Source organism: Arthrobacter sp. Y3221159 (assembly GCF_059089885.1).
In genome coordinates, this window is the sequence record NZ_JBNHFC010000012.1 from 82,044 (window position 1) to 97,222 (window position 15,179).

The following is a 15,179-nucleotide window of genomic DNA, read 5'->3' on the forward strand; positions in this document are numbered from 1 at the left end:
GGCGGCCTCTTCCTTGAGCGTTGTCCCAGTGACGGCACCTCCACTACAGCACTTTGCGGCCATGATCGGAATACCCGCGCCGGGCCCCAGCCCCCCATGCCCCGGTGCTGCGCCGGAAGCGGTGGAGCGGCGCAGGCGGGTAAGGCAAGATGTTCTGGTGACTCAACTGCCCCAAGCACCCACGTCCGTTCCTTCTGCAGCGCCAACTGCCGGCGACGCCATCCACTCCCAAATCGCCACTGAGCTGGGCGTCATGGCATGGCAGGTTAAGGCCGCGGTGGAACTGCTCGACGGCGGGTCCACCGTCCCGTTCATCGCCCGGTACCGCAAGGAAGCCACCGGGACCCTGGACGACACCCAGCTCCGCGACCTTGAGGAGCGCCTGCGCTACCTCCGCGAGCTCGCGGACCGCCGTCGCACCGTCCTGGAAGCGGTGGAGGCACAGGGCCAGCTGACCCCCGAGCTGAAGAAGGCGATCCTCGCCGCGGACACCAAGTCCCGGCTGGAGGACATCTACCTGCCGTTCAAGTCCAAGCGGCGCACCAAGGCGCAGATCGCCCGGGAAGCAGGTTTGGAACCGCTGGCCGAGGCCCTCCTCAAGCGGCCCGACCTGCACCCTGAGCAGGAGGCTGCAAAGTACCTCAACACCGAGTATGCGATCGGCGACGCCGCCGCTGCGCTCGCCGGTGCCCGCGCCATCCTGGTGGAACGCGTGGCGCAGGATCCCGACCTGGCCGCTACCCTGCGCGAGCGGCTCTGGACCCAGGGCCGCATGGTTTCCCGCGTGAAGAAGGGCAAGGAAGCGGACGGCCAGAAGTTCGCGGACTATTTCGAGTTCGCGCAGGCTCCCTCCGGCATGCCGTCGCACCGGGTCCTCGCGCTGCTGCGCGGTGAGAAAGACGGCATCCTCGAGCTCGACCTTGCCGAGGCAGATCCCGCAGACGACGACGCCCTCACCGCCGCCCGCTCCCGGTACGAGTCCGCGGTTGCCAGGTGCCTCGGGGTCGCCGACCGCGGCCGGCCCGCCGACGCGTGGCTGATCCAGACCGCCCAGGTGGCGTGGCGGTCCCGGGTGCTGGCCCGCCTCACGGCAGACCTCCGCGGCAGGATGTTCGCCGAAGCCGAGGACGAAGCCGTCCGCGTATTCGCCGCCAACCTGCGCGACGTTCTCCTCGCAGCTCCCGCCGGCAACCGTGCCACGCTGGGCCTGGACCCGGGCCTGCGCACAGGGGTCAAAGTGGCTGTGGTGGATGGCACCGGGAAAGTAGTGGCCACCGACACCGTGTACCCGCACGCCCCCGCCCGGAAGTGGGACGAAGCCCTGGCCACCCTGGTGAAGCTGGCGCGCCAGCACGCCGTCGAACTCGTGGCCATCGGCAACGGCACCGCGTCCCGGGAGACGGACAAGCTCGCCGCCGAGCTGATTAAGCTCCTGCCGGACGTGGACCGGAAGCCGCAGAAGCTGGTGGTGTCCGAAGCGGGCGCGTCCGTGTACTCGGCATCAGCGCTCGCAGCCGCCGAACTGCCGGGCATGGATGTTTCGCTGCGTGGGGCGGTGTCCATTGCGCGGCGGCTCCAGGATCCGCTCGCGGAACTGGTGAAGATCGACCCCAAATCCATCGGCGTGGGGCAGTACCAGCATGACGTGACGGCATCGAAGCTGGACCGCAGCCTCGATGCCGTGGTGGAGGACTGCGTCAACGCCGTCGGGGTGGACGTCAACACCGCTTCACCCGCGCTCCTCAGCCGGGTGGCCGGCGTCGGGCCCCTGCTGAGCGAAAACATCGTGGCCTATCGGAACGAGCACGGCCCGTTCGCCCGGCGCGCCGACCTGAAGAAGGTGCCCCGGCTCGGTGCCAAGGCTTTTGAGCAGTGCGCGGGCTTCCTGCGGATCACCGGGGGAGCGGAGCCGCTGGACGCGTCCAGCGTCCATCCGGAGTCCTATGCGGTGGCGCGGAAGATCCTGGTTGCGGCCGGGTCCGCGCCCGCTTCCTCCCTGGATGCCAGGGACTTTGTGGACGATACCTTCGGCCTGCCCACCGTCACCGACATCCTGGCCGAACTGGACAAGCCCGGCCGGGATCCGCGCCCTGCCTTTGCTGCCGCCACCTTCTCCGAGGGCATTGAAAAAATTTCAGACCTGAAGCCGGGGATGGTGCTCGAGGGCACCGTGACCAACGTCGCGGCGTTCGGAGCGTTCGTGGACGTTGGCGTCCACCAAGACGGGCTGGTCCACGTATCCGCCCTGGCCAACCGGTTCGTGTCAGATCCCCGGGAGGTAGTTAAGTCCGGCCAGGTGGTCCGGGTGAAGGTTCTGGAGGCTGACCCGGAGCGTAAGCGGATCTCCCTGACGTTAAGGCTCGACGACGAACCCGCGGCGGGCGGGAAGGGCGCGCGGGGTGCCGGTGCGGGCAAGCCCGCTGCGGAGAGGTCGGACGGACGGCGCCAGCCTGCCGGGCGTGGGGCACAGCAGGACCCCGGGCGCAGGCGCCAGGTCCCGCAAAAGACCGCTGGCCGGAACACCTCCGGCGGCGCGGGCGGCCGTGGATCGTCGTCGAAGCCCGAACCCGTGAACACAGCCATGGCAGAAGCGCTCCGCAGGGCAGGGCTGGGGAAATAGGCCGGTATCGGCTTAGGCCAGGGACAGGACGAAGGCCAGGACGAATCCGCCCGCCGTGCTGAGGGCCACCGCGGGGCCGCCGTGTTCATAGGCTTCCGGCATGAGTGTGTCCGCGAGGGATGCGATGACGGCGCCGGCGGCGAAGGCCAACGGTATGGAGATGGCCTCGGGGTCTGTCCCGGACAGCGGCCCCGCACCGACAACAACTGCGATGACCAGCAGGGCCGCGCACCCCAGCCAAAGACCCAGGATGGTGCCCGTTGAGCGTCCCTGGCTTCGCATGGATGCTGAGCCAACCAGGGCCTCGGGGAAGTTGGAGACAAAGATTGCCGCGAGCAGGGCCAGCCCACCGGTGCCTTCTCCCAGCGCGATTCCCAGGGCAACGTTCTCCGGGACGCCATCCAAGGTGACCGCGGCCAACAAAGCCAGCCCTGCCGCTCCCCGTGTTGAGGCAGAAGTGGCATGTTTATCTGACGCGGCGGCATCCGTATCGAGCTTGGCGCTCCCTTCGAACTCGTCCGCAGGTGTCGCCTGCTCCTGCTTTCCGGGCTGCGCCCACCGGTCCAACAGAGCGCTGAGGACCGTGAACACCACTGCGCCACCTATCAGCCCGATGGCTGCGCGGATGATCCCGCCATGTTCATATGCATCCTCGAACAGTTCGAAAGCCAGGGCGGTCATCAGTGCACCGGCGGCGAAGGCCAGCAGCATAGCCAGGAGGCGCTTGGGCAGCTCAAACCGGACACCAATAAAGGCACCCAGAATCAGTGCACTGGATGCTATGACGCCGAACCACAGCGACATCAACATGCGGTAAGTATAGGAGGGCCGCATTGACGTGGGAAGACGTTGTGCGAGTGGGCGTGCGCGGACTTTCGGCAGCGTGGGCCTATCTGCAAAGGTGGATCCATGACCTATTTCCTGGAGTACACCATCCCTGCCGCGTCCGATGATGCCGAGTTTGCGTTTCCCTACGATGAGATCAACTCCGGCACCACCGTTCCTCTGACCCAGACCGGCGCCGAGGTGGTACACACCACCGAGCTTCCCGCCCGTACCGGCATCATCGGCGCCACTGTGCCGGAGGCCAAGCTTGAAGCTGAACAGCTGATCACGCACAGCCGGGCCTCAGAGGCGAGCCTGTACTTCGATCCCTCCAATTCACTGCAGCCGGGCGTTGGCACGCTGGTGGCCACCTTCAGCGAGGGGCAGGGCTGGCGCGACGTCGCCTGACCCCCGCGGGCTGGAAGTCAACGCCTGCCGGTGACTACCGCCGGTCCGTGACTATGCGCGGCGCCCGAACCGGCTGCGCACCCCGGGAGAATAGAGGACCGACTCCGGCGGGCCGCTCACTCTGATCCCGGCGGCTTCCACGAGGCCATCGCGCAGCGTGTAGCCGCGGGCGCCGTTGCCCGTGGTCCCTGGAGCACTCCAATGGTGGTGTTGTATCCGCGACCAGAATCCGATGGCCCACCCATGACCTACCGTCGAGCCGCCGCAACCTACCTCTTCGCCGCAACCTACCTCTTCATGGCGGGGTACCCACCCTACCTAACTTGCGCATGGGACAAGTCCCCCAATGTACCGCACGGATTGCTGGGCCCGGCCCCTGCCCTCCTAGCTCCCGGAGCAGGCAATTCCCTCCAGTAGAACGCGACCAAAAAGGCGAGTACTCATTACTGGTGATTAGCCGCCGGGGCAACCATAAGCTCAACCTACCCCGGGCCAAGGAACTGACCAAGGCCCAACAAGCGCTGACTCAGCAGTGCTTCCCCGTTGGCCAGAGTTCTCCACACGCCATGAAGAGGTGAGGCATATGTCTATCTCCACCCAGCCACCCATTTCGCTCTCGAAGCTCGCAGCAGCGCCGGTGCGGGCATCGATCAGCGTGGTCATCCCGACCTTGAACGAGGCCCAGAACATTCCCTGGGTCCTTCGGCGGATGCCGCTGTACGTCGATGAGGTGGTAATCGTCGACGGCCGGTCAACGGACAACACCGTCGGAGTGGCGCGGGCAGTGCGCCAGGACATCGTGGTGGTGGACGAGAAGCGCAAGGGCAAGGGGGTGGCGCTAAGGTCAGGATTTGCTGCCGCAACCGGTGACATCATCGTCATGCTGGACGCGGACGGAAGCATGGATCCGCAGGAAATCGGCTGGTTCGTTTCCCCACTGCAGCATGACTATGACTTCGTCAAAGGTTCCCGCTACGTCACGGGCGGGGGATCGGAGGACCTGACGTGGCTGCGGCGCACAGGAAACCGTGCGCTGACCGGGCTGGCCAACGCGGTTCTGCACAGCAACTATTCCGACCTTTGCTACGGCTACATTGCCTTCCGGCGGGAGTGCCTGGATGTCCTGCAGCTGGAATCCGACGGCTTCGAAATCGAGACCGAGCTGATCGTCCGGGCCGCCAGGGCCGGCCTTCGAATCGCCGAGGTTCCCAGCTTCGAGCTGGACCGCATCTCCGGGGTGTCGAACCTCCAGACCTTCCGGGACGGCTGGCGGGTCCTGGGGACAATGGCGCATGAGTGCCTCCTGTGGGATTCCCCCACCGCCGGCGCGCGGCCCGAGGCGCTGCGCCGGGTGAAGTACGCCTACACCAGCGTGAGCTTCCCGCGGACACCCACCGATCCGCTGAGTGTTCTTCCCGTGGTGAGCGTGGCCTGACATGGAGTACATACCTTCCCCGACTGTCTCAGTGATCATCTGCGCCTACACTGCTGAGCGCTGGGACTGGCTGCTGGATGTCATCGAGTCCCTTCGGGCGCAGACCTTCGCACCGAAGGAAGTCCTGGTGGTCATCGACCACAATGAGGAACTTTACGAGCGGCTGGCCAAGACTGTTGACGACGTCACTGTCGCAAGGAACACCGGCCCGCGAGGGCTCTCCGGTGCCCGTAACACCGGCGTGGGCCTGGCCGACTCGGACGTTGTCGCCTTCCTCGATGACGATGCCGTGGCGGCACCGGATTGGCTAGAACGCCTGATGGCGCTTTATGACGATCCCGAGGTGCTGGGCGTGGGCGGCCGGGTGGAGCCTCTCTGGGAAGCGGGACGGCCCGGCTTCTTTGGAGAAGAGCTCGACTGGATTGTCGGCTGCAGCCACCGGGGCTTGCCACGGGTGGCATCCGAAGTCAGGAACGTCATCGGTGCCAACATGTCCTTCCGGCTTGATGTCATCAGAACGGTGGGCGGTTTCAACCACTCCCTGGGCCGGCGCGGCTCCACTCCATTGGGGTGCGAGGAGACGGAGATCTGCATCCGGTCCACGATGGGCTCCCCCGGGAGCCGGATCGTCTACGAGCCGGCAGCGCTGGTGCGCCACCACGTGCCTGCAAGCCGGGGAACCGTCCGCTACATGCTTTCAAGGTCCTGGTCGGAGGGAATTTCGAAGGCCCAGGTCAGCCACGTCGTTGGGCACAAGCGGGCCCTCGGCCCGGAACGCCGGTACGTCCGCAGCGTCCTGCCCAAGGCCTTCTTCTCAGGGATCTATGACTGGACCCGCGGAGATCGTTCCGGACTTGGCCGCGCGGCTGCCTTCGTGGCGGTCGTGGCCTACACATCGGCAGGCTACCTCCGCGGACGCCAGCTTGCCCATGTGCCTGGTCGCCCCCTGAACCGGCCGGTCCTGGCCGGAGTGAGTCCATGGCGGGACGTGCAGTGAACGTCGTCGGCAAGGCTCGGGGGCCGACACCGTCCAGTCCAGCAACACGATCCGACCAACACACCATCCAGACAGGGGACGAACATGCGCACTAGACAGAACAAAGCACTCAACTTTGACATCCATGGCCGCATCAACATCAGCGTTGATGCACAGGCACCGGCAGCCCACCAGCTCAAGACCATGTTGGCGTGTTTCGCCACCGACGCCGAACGGCCAGCCCACATCGTCGTGGATGGCCGGCCGGAGCCGATGCCGGATGCAGGCCACCTTGAGCACGAGCTCGCGTACACGGACAACAGCGTGCGCTTCAATGCCGACCGGGTCCAGGTGGTCCGGGACGCCGAGCAGTGGCGCATCCACGGTCCGGGTGAACTGCTGACGTCGGTAGTGCCTGTCCTCGATGCTGCAATGGTGGAGCGGGGAGCCGCGATGATCCACGCGGCAACCATGGCCTACCGGGGTCACGCGATTGCACTTCCCGCGGCCGGTGGGACCGGCAAGACGAGCACCGCTGCGAAGCTGATGCGGCGCGAAGGATGGTCGTTCATGGGCGACGACTGGGCCTTCCTCGCCGAGGACTCCACCCTGCTCGGTTACGCGAAGCCTATGTTCATCAAGCCACACCACCGGAACATCTATCCGCACCTGTTTGAAGGTGTCCGGAAACCCCTCGTCCCGTCATCGCTCTCGCAGAGCGTCGGCCGCCTCACAACACTGGTACACCCGTACGTCATCCGTTATCCGAGGCTCGCGGACTTCTCCCGCAAATGGTCGCCCGAGCACCGCATGGTTGACGCAGGAGCGGCATTTCCCGGACGGGAAGTGACCACATCGGCACCACTCGCGGCTTCCATCTACATCGAGCGGTACGAAGGCAGCCATACGCGGATCCTCGAGAAGACCACCGACTGGATGGTCGACCGGATGATGGGCAACTTCCACATCGAGATGGCAGGCTTCTCCCAACGGGTCGTGACCGGCCTGGCGGCCACGTCCGTCGTCCCCTGGCGCGAGCACTTCGCGGCCAAGGGCCTCGTGCTTAACAAGGCCCTCGACGGCCGCCCCTGCCATCTGTTGCAGGTGCCAGCCGCGTGGTCGGCGGACCAGGCATCCGATGACATTGTCCGCCATCTCGAGGAGCTGCTGCCGGCGGTCCTCGACGAGCAGGCATAAGGGGTGGGGGCCGTGGGTCACAGCACTGCCGACGTCACCGCTGTTGTTCCGGCGCGCAACGCGGAACACCTGCTCCCGCGCTGCCTGGAAGCCCTGCGCCAGTCCGGTGTCGCCGAGATCATCGTGGTGGACGGACTCTCCACCGACCGCACCGTCGAGATCGCCCGGGCAGCAGGAGCCCGGGTGGTGAGCGACGAGGGGCGCGGCCTGCCCTGGGCCCGAACGCTTGGGGTCCGGAGCAGCAACACGCCTTGGGTCCTGCTTGTCGACGCCGACGTCGTCTTCGGACCGTCGGGGGTGGCCGACCTGCTCCAGGAACTGGTGGAGGACGGCTACGACGCCCTCCAGGCAGGCCTGGAAAGCGTCGCCGGACCTGGCTACTGGGGGCAGGCACTGGCACACCACCACCGCACTGGCCGCAGCCGCAACTGGTTCGGGCTCGTCGCGACGATCGTCGACCGGAAACTGATGATGGGCGTGGGCTTCGATGACTCGTTCAAGTCGGGTGAGGACATCGAACTGCGCTGGCGGATGCGGCAGTCGGGGCTGCGGACGGGTGTATCGCGCAAAGTCTTCGTCGAGCACCGTTTTGCCGCCGACGACTTCGACTTCGCGCTGGACCAGTTCCTCATGGACGGAACCGGGCTGGGAAAGATGATCCGCAAGCATGGCTGGCGCGGGGCACGGCTGGCTCTGCTGCCCGCCGCCGCCGCGGTTCGCGGCAGCGCCCTGAGCCTCGCCTCCGGCCAGCCCCGGTGGCTGCGGTACTACGCCGCCTTCTGCTGGTACAACTACGCGGGATTGGTGAAGGGTTTCGCATCGTGAGCGATCAGCGGGGTGCTGCAACGGACGTCTCAACAGTCGTCCGGCACTCCGCGCTGCGCAGCTCGCTCGGCCTCATCCTGGCCAAGGCCGCCCAGACCGGCTCGGGTTTCGCTTTCTGGATCGTGGCCGCGCACGCGGCAGCAGCGCGGGAGGTGGGGCTCACCACGGCAGCAGTTTCGGCGGTGCTGATCTGTGCGCAGTTGGCCGTGCTGGGTGCCGGGTCGGCCGTGATTGTCTCCGTGGGTCGGGGAGAACCGCCGGCCCGGGTACTGGACGCCGCATTCGGCATCGTGGCGCTGGCCAGTACCGTGCTGGCCCTCGGCTACCTCGTGCTGGAGCTGACCGTTGCACCGGAAACGGCGTCGGTATCTGCTCTCTTCTGGCTCATGTTCCTCCTGGCCGCCGTAACAGGGACAATGGGCACGGTGCTGGACCAGGCGCTCGTTGCATTGGGACGGGGTGCCAGCGCCACCCTGAGGTACACCGTGGGCGGCGTGGTCTCGCTCGCGGCTGTGGCCGTTGTGGCCTGGCAGGCGCATCCCGCCCCGGTGGACCTGCTGATGGCCTGCTGGACCCTGGGGACTGCCGTGACAGCCGTCATCGGTGCGGTCCAGCTGCGAAGGCTTATCGGTTATCGGCCGCGGCCCACGCTGCGTCCGGCACATGGCCGTGCCGTGCTCATGCTGGGCATTCCGAACCAGCTCCTGACCCTCAGCGAGCGCGCCCCCGGACTGCTGCTGCCGCTTCTTTTAGCGCATATGGTGGCACCGGAGGCCGCCGCCTACTGGTATCCGGCTTGGATGATGGCATGGGCCGCCTACACAGCCCCGATGCTGATGGGCATCGTGCAGTTTGCGGAGGGCGTGCGGGAGCCTGAACGCCTGGTCGCGACAACCTGGGCCACCCTCCGGTGGTCGCTCGCCGTGGGCGGACTGGCCGCCGTAGTCCTTGTTGTCTTCGCCCGCCCGCTGCTCCACCTGCTGGGGGAGCAATACGCCGACGCGTCTGCCGGTGCTCTTCGGCTGCTGGCGGCCGGCGTGGTCGCGTACGCAGTGCTGCAGGCATACAACGCCGTGTGCCGGGCCCGCGGCCGCTACGTGGAGGCCATCGCAGTCGGCGTAACGCTCGCAGTCGCACTCTGCACCGCTGCGCTCTTGGCTGCCGACAGGGGCTCCAGCGCGATGGCCCTGGCCTGGCTGGTGGTGCTCTCCACCGGGGCCGCGGCGGTGGGTATCAGGCTCCTCGCCATCCTCCGGCGCGTTAAGAAGGAGGTAGCATGACGAGCACGATCGAAGCGACCAGCCGTACTGAAGGACGCTGGAAGCCACGTGACGTGTGGTGCGCCCTGGCCGGCCTCGCGTCACTGGCGCTTGCCTTAGGGGCGGCCTCCGCTGTGGTCCTGCCAGTGGAGAGCGACCTGGGGCTCGCCGCCGAACTCCCGTACCCGTACTGGATAGGGGTCCTGCTTCTGAACGTCACCTTCGTGGTGGCGCTGCGCGGGGATGCCACGGGCCCGGCGGGCCGCTTGGTCATGATGTGGCTCCTCGCGGTGCAAGTGCTCGTGCTGTTTGGGGCCGCAGCGTTCGTGACCGACGTTCCCCGTGGTGAGGTCGCGTTCCGTCACCTCGGGATAACCGATGCACTCGCGGACATGCAGGCGGTGGATCCGAACATCGACGCCTACTTCAACTGGCCCGGGTTCTTCGCCCTCCTGGCCACGATACTTGAGGCAAGCGGTCTTGATCCGGTGACTGTCGCCCTCTGGGCACCAGTGTTCAACGTGGGGCTGTGGCTCCTTGCCGTGGCTGTGTTGTTGCGCTACCTGACCCAGGACCCGCGACGGCGGTGGCTCGCGCTCTGGATCTTCTGCCTCGGAAACTGGCAGGACCAGGACTACCTGTCGCCCCAGGCCTTCGGCTTCTTCCTGTACCTCGTCTTGGCTGTGCTGCTGATCGGCCCGTTGGGCGCGCGTCCTTCACGGTTCCGGGGTTTTCGGCCGGCCAACCTTGCGGTGTGGTGGCGGGAGCGCTCGCCTGTCGATCCCCGCCGGGGGTTCCGGGTGGGTGCCCTCGCGGTAGCACTCCTGCTCATCACAGTTATTTGTGCCAGTCACCAGCTGACGCCCTTTATGCTGCTCCTGGTCATCGCCGTTCTTACCCTGAGCGGACATGTGTGGCCCGGCCGGCTGCCCCTTATCGCCGCTATTGTGCTGGTGCTCTGGCTGGTCTATCCCGCCAGCACCTACCTCATTGGGCACCCCCCAATGGAGGACGCAGGCCTGTCCGCCGCGGTGGAATCGAACGTCGCTGAGCGCGTGAGCGGAACTCCCGGCCACGTGTTTGTGGTGCAGGTTCGGGTAGTGCTCACCGTCCTGCTGTGGGTCCTCGCAGCGGTGGGCGCCCTGCGCGACTGGCGTAGACGGCGGCTTGATATCAGGGTCGTCCTCTTCGCCGCAGGCCCCCTGCTGCTCTTTCCGGCGCAGATGTACGGAGGAGAGATGCTCATCCGCGTCTCCCTGTTCGCGCTGCCCTTCGTTGCCCTGCTGGTCTGTTCAGCCCTGCTTCCCCAAGAGAGCAGCAACATGCGCCCCTCTTTCGGGATGGTTGGGGTCCTTGTCGTCACCTTCTGCCTGTTGGCCGCGATGACGGTGACAGGCCGGTTCGGGAACGCGGAGTATGACGTCTTCACGGACGATGAGATGGCAGCCGTTGCCACAGCGGAGAGCTTGGCACCGTCTGGAGCAGCGATTCTCTCCGCGGCCCACCCGACGCCGTGGCGCACCGAGACCTACCTCGATCACCCCTACCGGGCAATCGAAGACCTGTGCCGCCAGGACTTGACCGCGGCAACCTGCGGCCCGACCTTCTATGGCTACGCCCGGGAAAACCCAGCCGGCGCCGTCGTGCTTCTCATGCGTTCTGCAGAGGCGAGCCTCGTGCTTCAGGGCGACAGCACCACCGGCAACATGCAGGAGATGGAAGAGTGGCTAAAGGCGCAGGATGGCGTGGAGCTGGTGTTCAGCAACACCGACGCACGCGTGTACCGGGTGACACCATGAGCGGCGGAGTCAGCCGACCCACCCTGGCGCTTGGCCTCGTTGCCATCGCGCTGTCACTGCTAACCCTTGTGGGGCTGCCCGCACCGCTGCAGGCGCTGGCGGTGATTGCGGTCCTCGTTCTCCTCCCGGGGCAGGCACTGGCCCGGCTCACACCGGTGACCGACGCCGCGTTCTTCGCGCTGCTGGTCCTGGCGCTTGGCCTCGCCATGCTCACGGCCGTCTCCGCGGCGATGTTTTACCTCACCGTGTGGTCATGGCAGGCGTGCGTGATCGCGATGGGCGCCCTCACTGTCCTCGCCTGCTTGGCCCGGGCACGCAAGGAGGCCACGGCATGATCGATTTTCCCGGACTGCTTGCTGCCGCCGTCCTGCTCACTACCCTGGTCGCGCTCGAGGTGCGTCATACCGGACAGGACTCCGGGCAGCCCGCACGCGCGAGGCTCCTCGGCCGGACTGTCAGCCGAACGGTCGGTCGAACCGCAGTCGCCGCCGTTTGGGTGGTTTTCCTGGTCCTTTTCATTCCGCGCGTGTGGGAGCTGATCACATGAGCCGCGCGGCGCGGTGGTGGCTCCTCAGCGACCTCCACCTGGATGTTGCGGATGACGATCCCCGCCACCCCGGCAGGGAACTGCCCGGATTCCTGCGGAACGAGGCGCTTGCGGCTGCGGGGCCGGAGCGGCACGTGGTCTTCGTCGGTGACACATTCGAGCTGGCCGGCTTCAGTGAGGACCAGAGCCTGGCACGGCTCAAGGCCATCCTTGCCCGGCACGATGGCACGTTCCGGGCGCTGCAGGAGTGCGCGGCCCGCGGCGTGCAGCTGCATTTCGTATGCGGCAACCATGACGTGGAGCTGGCCCGGCCAGCGGTTGCCGCCAGCCTAACGGAACTGCTGTCACCCCTGGAGCCCACGCGCGTCCGGGTCCACCCCTGGTTCCTGCACGTGCCCCACGTGCTCGTCGCCGAGCACGGGCACCAGCACCACGCCCTGCACCGCATCCCGGAGGTGCTCCGCACGGCGGTCAACGGCACCGACGAGCTGGACCTGCCCCCGCTCGCCGCCTGGCACGCCCAACCATCGGGTTCACGCCTGAGCCGTGCCGGAGCCGTTGCGCGCGCCTGCCTGGCGTCCGAGCGGGCGGAACGGCGCGTCAGGTCGGGCGCCTACGACGTGCTGCTGCAGACCGAGTCCCGGCGCCTTGCCCTCGACGAGGCCGCCGTTCGGGAACTGGCGCGCCTGTCCAGGTTCCGGACGGTGTCGGCGGTCCCGCGCACCGCCACCCGCATGGTCCTTGCAGCCGCCGGACGCAGCATCGCCAGCGAGGAAGCGCCTGCTGCTGCGGGCCGGTTCGCCCGTACCCTCGAGGCCTACGGTTCCGGGGTGGCCTGGTACATTTCAGCCCACACCCACAGGGCCCTGGAGTCCCCGCTGGAGGACTGCTCCACCCGGTACATTAACACCGGCACGTGGTGTTCTGACGTCCGCGGCCGCGGACCGGACCAGTCGGACCGCCGGGCGTTCCCGTACGCCATGATCGATGTGGCGCCCGGCGGCGCCACCAGCGGCGGCCTGCGGTACTGGCACCCGGCCTCGGGGTCCTAGCCTGCACGTGCCGCGGCAGGATCGCCAGGCTTCGGGGACTCCTTTTGCCACGGCCACCGCCCGGTAATCTCCAGTTCGAGCGAGAAACTGAGGAACGTCCGGATCAGGACGATGACCGCCAGGACGCCCACACTCTCGAAGGTAGGGGTGACGGCCACGGTCCGGATGATGTCGGCCGCCACCAGCAGCTCGAGCCCGAGCAGGATGGATCTGCCCAGCAGTTGCCGGTACAGCCGGTAAAGGCTGAGCTCCTCGTTGCCGGCACGGAGGCGCCGCGGCCGGTATCCGCGAAGCGCCAGGGGGATGGACACCAGGGCGCCGATGACCATGACGGCCACCCCGGCGAAATCGACAAACTCCCCGACCGTCTCGATGATGTGCCGAAAATCCATGCCTGCCCGTTCCGCTCTCCGCCGTGCCCCTGAGCAGCCAGCCTAAACGCCAGGCGGGGGAGCCGCCGGCATTTTACGGATGTCGGACGCCGTTGCCCGCCAGGATGTCCCGGTAGCCCTCGCGGAATGACGGGAACGCGAAGGTGATGCCGGTGCCCCGCAACAGGCTGTTGCTGCAGCGCTTGTTCCCGCCGCGCGCGGGTCCGGCATCACCCACTGGCGGTTCCGGCAGGTCCATGGCGGCAGCCAGGAACCGCGGCACACTACCGAGGTCTGCGGGGTCATCGTCCACGCCGATGTAGACGGGCGCAGGATCGGCGGCCATCGACACCAGGTGGACAATCGCGGCGGCAGCGTCGTCGCGGTGGATCCGGTTGGTGTAGCGGACATCTTCCGGGACAACGGCCGAACCGCTGCGCACCTGGTCGATCAGCCGCGTCCTGCCGGGGCCGTAGATGCCGCCGAGCCGAAGGGACACAGCCGCAGTCCCGGTTCCTGCCAGCCGGGCCCGCAACACTTTTTCGGCTTCCACCAGCACCCGTCCGGAGAATCCACCCGGGGCAGGCGCAGTGCCTTCGTCCACCCAACCGCCGTCTGCGTCACCGTAGACTGCCGTCGAGGAGACAAAAAGCACCCGTGCCGGCCGCACGCCGTCTCGTTCCAAAGCGTCCAGCACGTGCGTGACGCCGCCCAGGTAAGCCGCCCGGTACGCGTCCTCCGTCGGAGCGTCGGCAGCAACGGCAATCACGACGGCGGTGGTGTCCTTGGGGACGGTCGGAAGGTCCGGGGCGCCCAGGTCAGCCGCCACACCTTCGATGGCGGCAGGCAGTTTCCCGGGGGAGCGGCGCCAGCCCACCACCCGGTGTCCCAGTGCGGCGAACCGAAGGCCCGCTTCCGTGCCGAGGTCGCCGCAGCCTGCCAGCAGGATGGTCATGCCTAGGGAGCCTCAACGGCGAAGAACACGCGCGGATCCTGGAGGAGGGCCGGGTAGGCGAACGCGGAACGGTCAATAATTTCCGTGACCTCGAAGTGCCGGCCGAACCTGCCGTCCTCAAGGGTGATGGGCCGCCCCACCACCTGTCCCACGGCAAACTTCTGTCCATGTTCGAACGGGACAGCCACCGGTGTCTTGCCCGGAAGCGTGGAAAAGGCCTCCTCCTGCGCCAGCCGTTTGCGGGTGGGCTTCTTCGCCTGCGGCTTGGCCGGGGCCTTCCGCGGTTGCCGCGACGGGCGGCGTGAAGTCTCCTCAAGATAGACGGGGGAGTAGTCCTCGGCGCCGGGCGCGCCGATGCTGCCGCTCACGGGCGGAAGCGCCACCGTGTCCAGCGTCTGGGGATCAACGGCGTCGTGCGGGTCGCGGAGGATCCAAAGAATGTCGCCCTCGGGCTCCCGTGGCAAGAACTCATGCCGGGGTTCCGGCCACACGTAATCCATGTCGGGCACCGCGTCGGGGAAGACCGGGCTGTAAAACTTGGGTTCCTTGTGGACCAGTTTGGAGCGGTGGCTGAGGTGGACGTCCGGATCCCCCAGCCACGGGGGCATAGGAATCTTTCCGGCGTAGTCCGGGTGTGCCGCCTGTGGTGCGAACTCGGTGATGTTCGCTCGCGTGTTGTCCGGGTGCCCGCGCCTGGTCCATTCATCCACCATCGCCAGCCCGTACATGGTCAGCGCCGGGACGTAGCCCATCCACATACGGATGGCCGGGTGGGTCTGCCAGCCGTATCCGGGAATGACCAGGGCGCGGAGCGTCTGGAGCGCCTCGACCCGTTGTTTGCCGAGCCGGGCGGTGTCCAGTGCTGCGGCGCTCTGCCGGAAGTCAGGGTACGGGAGGAAGGTTTGCATTC

Annotated in this window: 15 protein-coding genes; 11 read left to right on the forward strand and 4 right to left on the reverse strand. The window is 67.2% G+C overall.

What is annotated here, in order from left to right; genetic code table 11:
- Positions 1-157 precede the first annotated feature (157 nt).
- Positions 158-2,620 (forward strand): Tex family protein, encoded by a 2,463-nt coding sequence (locus AC5RT3_RS13685; protein ID WP_494124428.1) that lies wholly within the window; start codon positions 158-160, stop codon positions 2,618-2,620.
- 12 nt (positions 2,621-2,632) lie between these two features.
- On the opposite strand, the gene AC5RT3_RS13690 is transcribed toward AC5RT3_RS13685, so the two are convergent.
- On the reverse strand, positions 2,633-3,430 hold the full coding sequence (locus tag AC5RT3_RS13690) for a ZIP family metal transporter (RefSeq protein WP_494052855.1): 798 nt from the start codon (positions 3,428-3,430) through the stop codon (positions 2,633-2,635).
- A 99-nt stretch (positions 3,431-3,529) separates the two neighbouring features.
- Here AC5RT3_RS13690 and AC5RT3_RS13695 point away from each other — a divergent pair, with 99 nt between their 5' ends.
- From AC5RT3_RS13695 to AC5RT3_RS13740, 10 genes are all read left to right on the forward strand, one after another.
- Positions 3,530-3,853 carry a hypothetical protein gene (locus AC5RT3_RS13695; RefSeq protein ID WP_494052856.1) on the forward strand — a complete coding sequence of 108 codons (324 nt, stop codon included), beginning with the start codon at positions 3,530-3,532 and terminating at the stop codon, positions 3,851-3,853.
- Between the two features lie 583 nt (positions 3,854-4,436).
- On the forward strand, positions 4,437-5,288 hold the full coding sequence (locus AC5RT3_RS13700) for a glycosyltransferase family 2 protein (protein WP_494011650.1): 852 nt from the start codon (positions 4,437-4,439) through the stop codon (positions 5,286-5,288).
- A 1-nt stretch (position 5,289) separates the two neighbouring features.
- Positions 5,290-6,285, forward strand: a complete 996-nt coding sequence (locus AC5RT3_RS13705) for a glycosyltransferase family 2 protein (protein WP_494011649.1) — start codon at positions 5,290-5,292, stop codon at positions 6,283-6,285.
- 84 nt (positions 6,286-6,369) lie between these two features.
- A complete protein-coding gene (locus AC5RT3_RS13710) occupies positions 6,370-7,461 on the forward strand; it encodes a hypothetical protein (RefSeq protein ID WP_494052857.1) in 1,092 nt (363 codons plus the stop codon).
- Between the two features lie 12 nt (positions 7,462-7,473).
- Entirely contained in the window at positions 7,474-8,286 is an 813-nt protein-coding gene (locus AC5RT3_RS13715) for a glycosyltransferase family 2 protein (protein ID WP_494124429.1), read from the forward strand.
- The gene (locus AC5RT3_RS13720; RefSeq protein ID WP_494011646.1) at positions 8,283-9,566 is read left to right on the forward strand and encodes a lipopolysaccharide biosynthesis protein; all 1,284 of its coding nucleotides are present in this window, start codon (positions 8,283-8,285) and stop codon (positions 9,564-9,566) included. Before AC5RT3_RS13715 ends, AC5RT3_RS13720 begins: the two co-directional genes overlap by 4 nt.
- Entirely contained in the window at positions 9,563-11,344 is a 1,782-nt protein-coding gene (locus tag AC5RT3_RS13725; protein WP_494124430.1) for a glycosyltransferase, read from the forward strand. Before AC5RT3_RS13720 ends, AC5RT3_RS13725 begins: the two co-directional genes overlap by 4 nt.
- Positions 11,341-11,679 (forward strand): hypothetical protein, encoded by a 339-nt coding sequence (locus AC5RT3_RS13730; protein ID WP_494124431.1) that lies wholly within the window; start codon positions 11,341-11,343, stop codon positions 11,677-11,679. The genes AC5RT3_RS13725 and AC5RT3_RS13730 overlap by 4 nt, the downstream gene beginning before the upstream one ends.
- Positions 11,676-11,891, forward strand: coding sequence for a hypothetical protein (locus tag AC5RT3_RS13735; protein ID WP_494124432.1), 216 nt, complete (start codon positions 11,676-11,678; stop codon positions 11,889-11,891). The genes AC5RT3_RS13730 and AC5RT3_RS13735 overlap by 4 nt, the downstream gene beginning before the upstream one ends.
- Entirely contained in the window at positions 11,888-12,943 is a 1,056-nt protein-coding gene (locus tag AC5RT3_RS13740; protein WP_494124433.1) for a metallophosphoesterase family protein, read from the forward strand. The genes AC5RT3_RS13735 and AC5RT3_RS13740 overlap by 4 nt, the downstream gene beginning before the upstream one ends.
- On the opposite strand, the gene AC5RT3_RS13745 is transcribed toward AC5RT3_RS13740, so the two are convergent.
- From AC5RT3_RS13745 to AC5RT3_RS13755, 3 genes are all read right to left on the reverse strand, one after another.
- Positions 12,940-13,335, reverse strand: a complete 396-nt coding sequence (locus tag AC5RT3_RS13745; RefSeq protein ID WP_494011641.1) for a DUF1622 domain-containing protein — start codon at positions 13,333-13,335, stop codon at positions 12,940-12,942. The genes AC5RT3_RS13740 and AC5RT3_RS13745 overlap by 4 nt on opposite strands.
- Before the next feature lie 73 nt (positions 13,336-13,408).
- Positions 13,409-14,269 (reverse strand): NAD-dependent epimerase/dehydratase family protein, encoded by an 861-nt coding sequence (locus AC5RT3_RS13750; protein ID WP_494124434.1) that lies wholly within the window; start codon positions 14,267-14,269, stop codon positions 13,409-13,411.
- A 2-nt stretch (positions 14,270-14,271) separates the two neighbouring features.
- Positions 14,272-15,177 (reverse strand): MSMEG_6728 family protein, encoded by a 906-nt coding sequence (locus AC5RT3_RS13755; RefSeq protein ID WP_494052863.1) that lies wholly within the window; start codon positions 15,175-15,177, stop codon positions 14,272-14,274.
- Between the last annotated feature and the right edge of the window lie 2 nt (positions 15,178-15,179).

Excerpts from the sequence above, each read along its gene's own strand:
- AC5RT3_RS13730 (WP_494124431.1), top strand. The coding sequence starts at position 11,341 with ATGAGCGGCGGAGTCAGCCGACCCACCCTGGCGCTTGGCCTCGTTGCC.
- AC5RT3_RS13690 (WP_494052855.1), bottom strand. The coding sequence starts at position 3,430 with ATGTTGATGTCGCTGTGGTTCGGCGTCATAGCATCCAGTGCACTGATT.
- AC5RT3_RS13755 (WP_494052863.1), bottom strand. The coding sequence starts at position 15,177 with ATGCAAACCTTCCTCCCGTACCCTGACTTCCGGCAGAGCGCCGCAGCA.
- AC5RT3_RS13695 (WP_494052856.1), top strand. The coding sequence starts at position 3,530 with ATGACCTATTTCCTGGAGTACACCATCCCTGCCGCGTCCGATGATGCC.
- AC5RT3_RS13740 (WP_494124433.1), top strand. The coding sequence starts at position 11,888 with ATGAGCCGCGCGGCGCGGTGGTGGCTCCTCAGCGACCTCCACCTGGAT.
- AC5RT3_RS13725 (WP_494124430.1), top strand. The coding sequence starts at position 9,563 with ATGACGAGCACGATCGAAGCGACCAGCCGTACTGAAGGACGCTGGAAG.
- AC5RT3_RS13700 (WP_494011650.1), top strand. The coding sequence starts at position 4,437 with ATGTCTATCTCCACCCAGCCACCCATTTCGCTCTCGAAGCTCGCAGCA.
- AC5RT3_RS13705 (WP_494011649.1), top strand. The coding sequence starts at position 5,290 with ATGGAGTACATACCTTCCCCGACTGTCTCAGTGATCATCTGCGCCTAC.
- AC5RT3_RS13735 (WP_494124432.1), top strand. The coding sequence starts at position 11,676 with ATGATCGATTTTCCCGGACTGCTTGCTGCCGCCGTCCTGCTCACTACC.
- AC5RT3_RS13745 (WP_494011641.1), bottom strand. The coding sequence starts at position 13,335 with ATGGATTTTCGGCACATCATCGAGACGGTCGGGGAGTTTGTCGATTTC.
- AC5RT3_RS13750 (WP_494124434.1), bottom strand. The coding sequence starts at position 14,269 with ATGACCATCCTGCTGGCAGGCTGCGGCGACCTCGGCACGGAAGCGGGC.
- AC5RT3_RS13710 (WP_494052857.1), top strand. The coding sequence starts at position 6,370 with ATGCGCACTAGACAGAACAAAGCACTCAACTTTGACATCCATGGCCGC.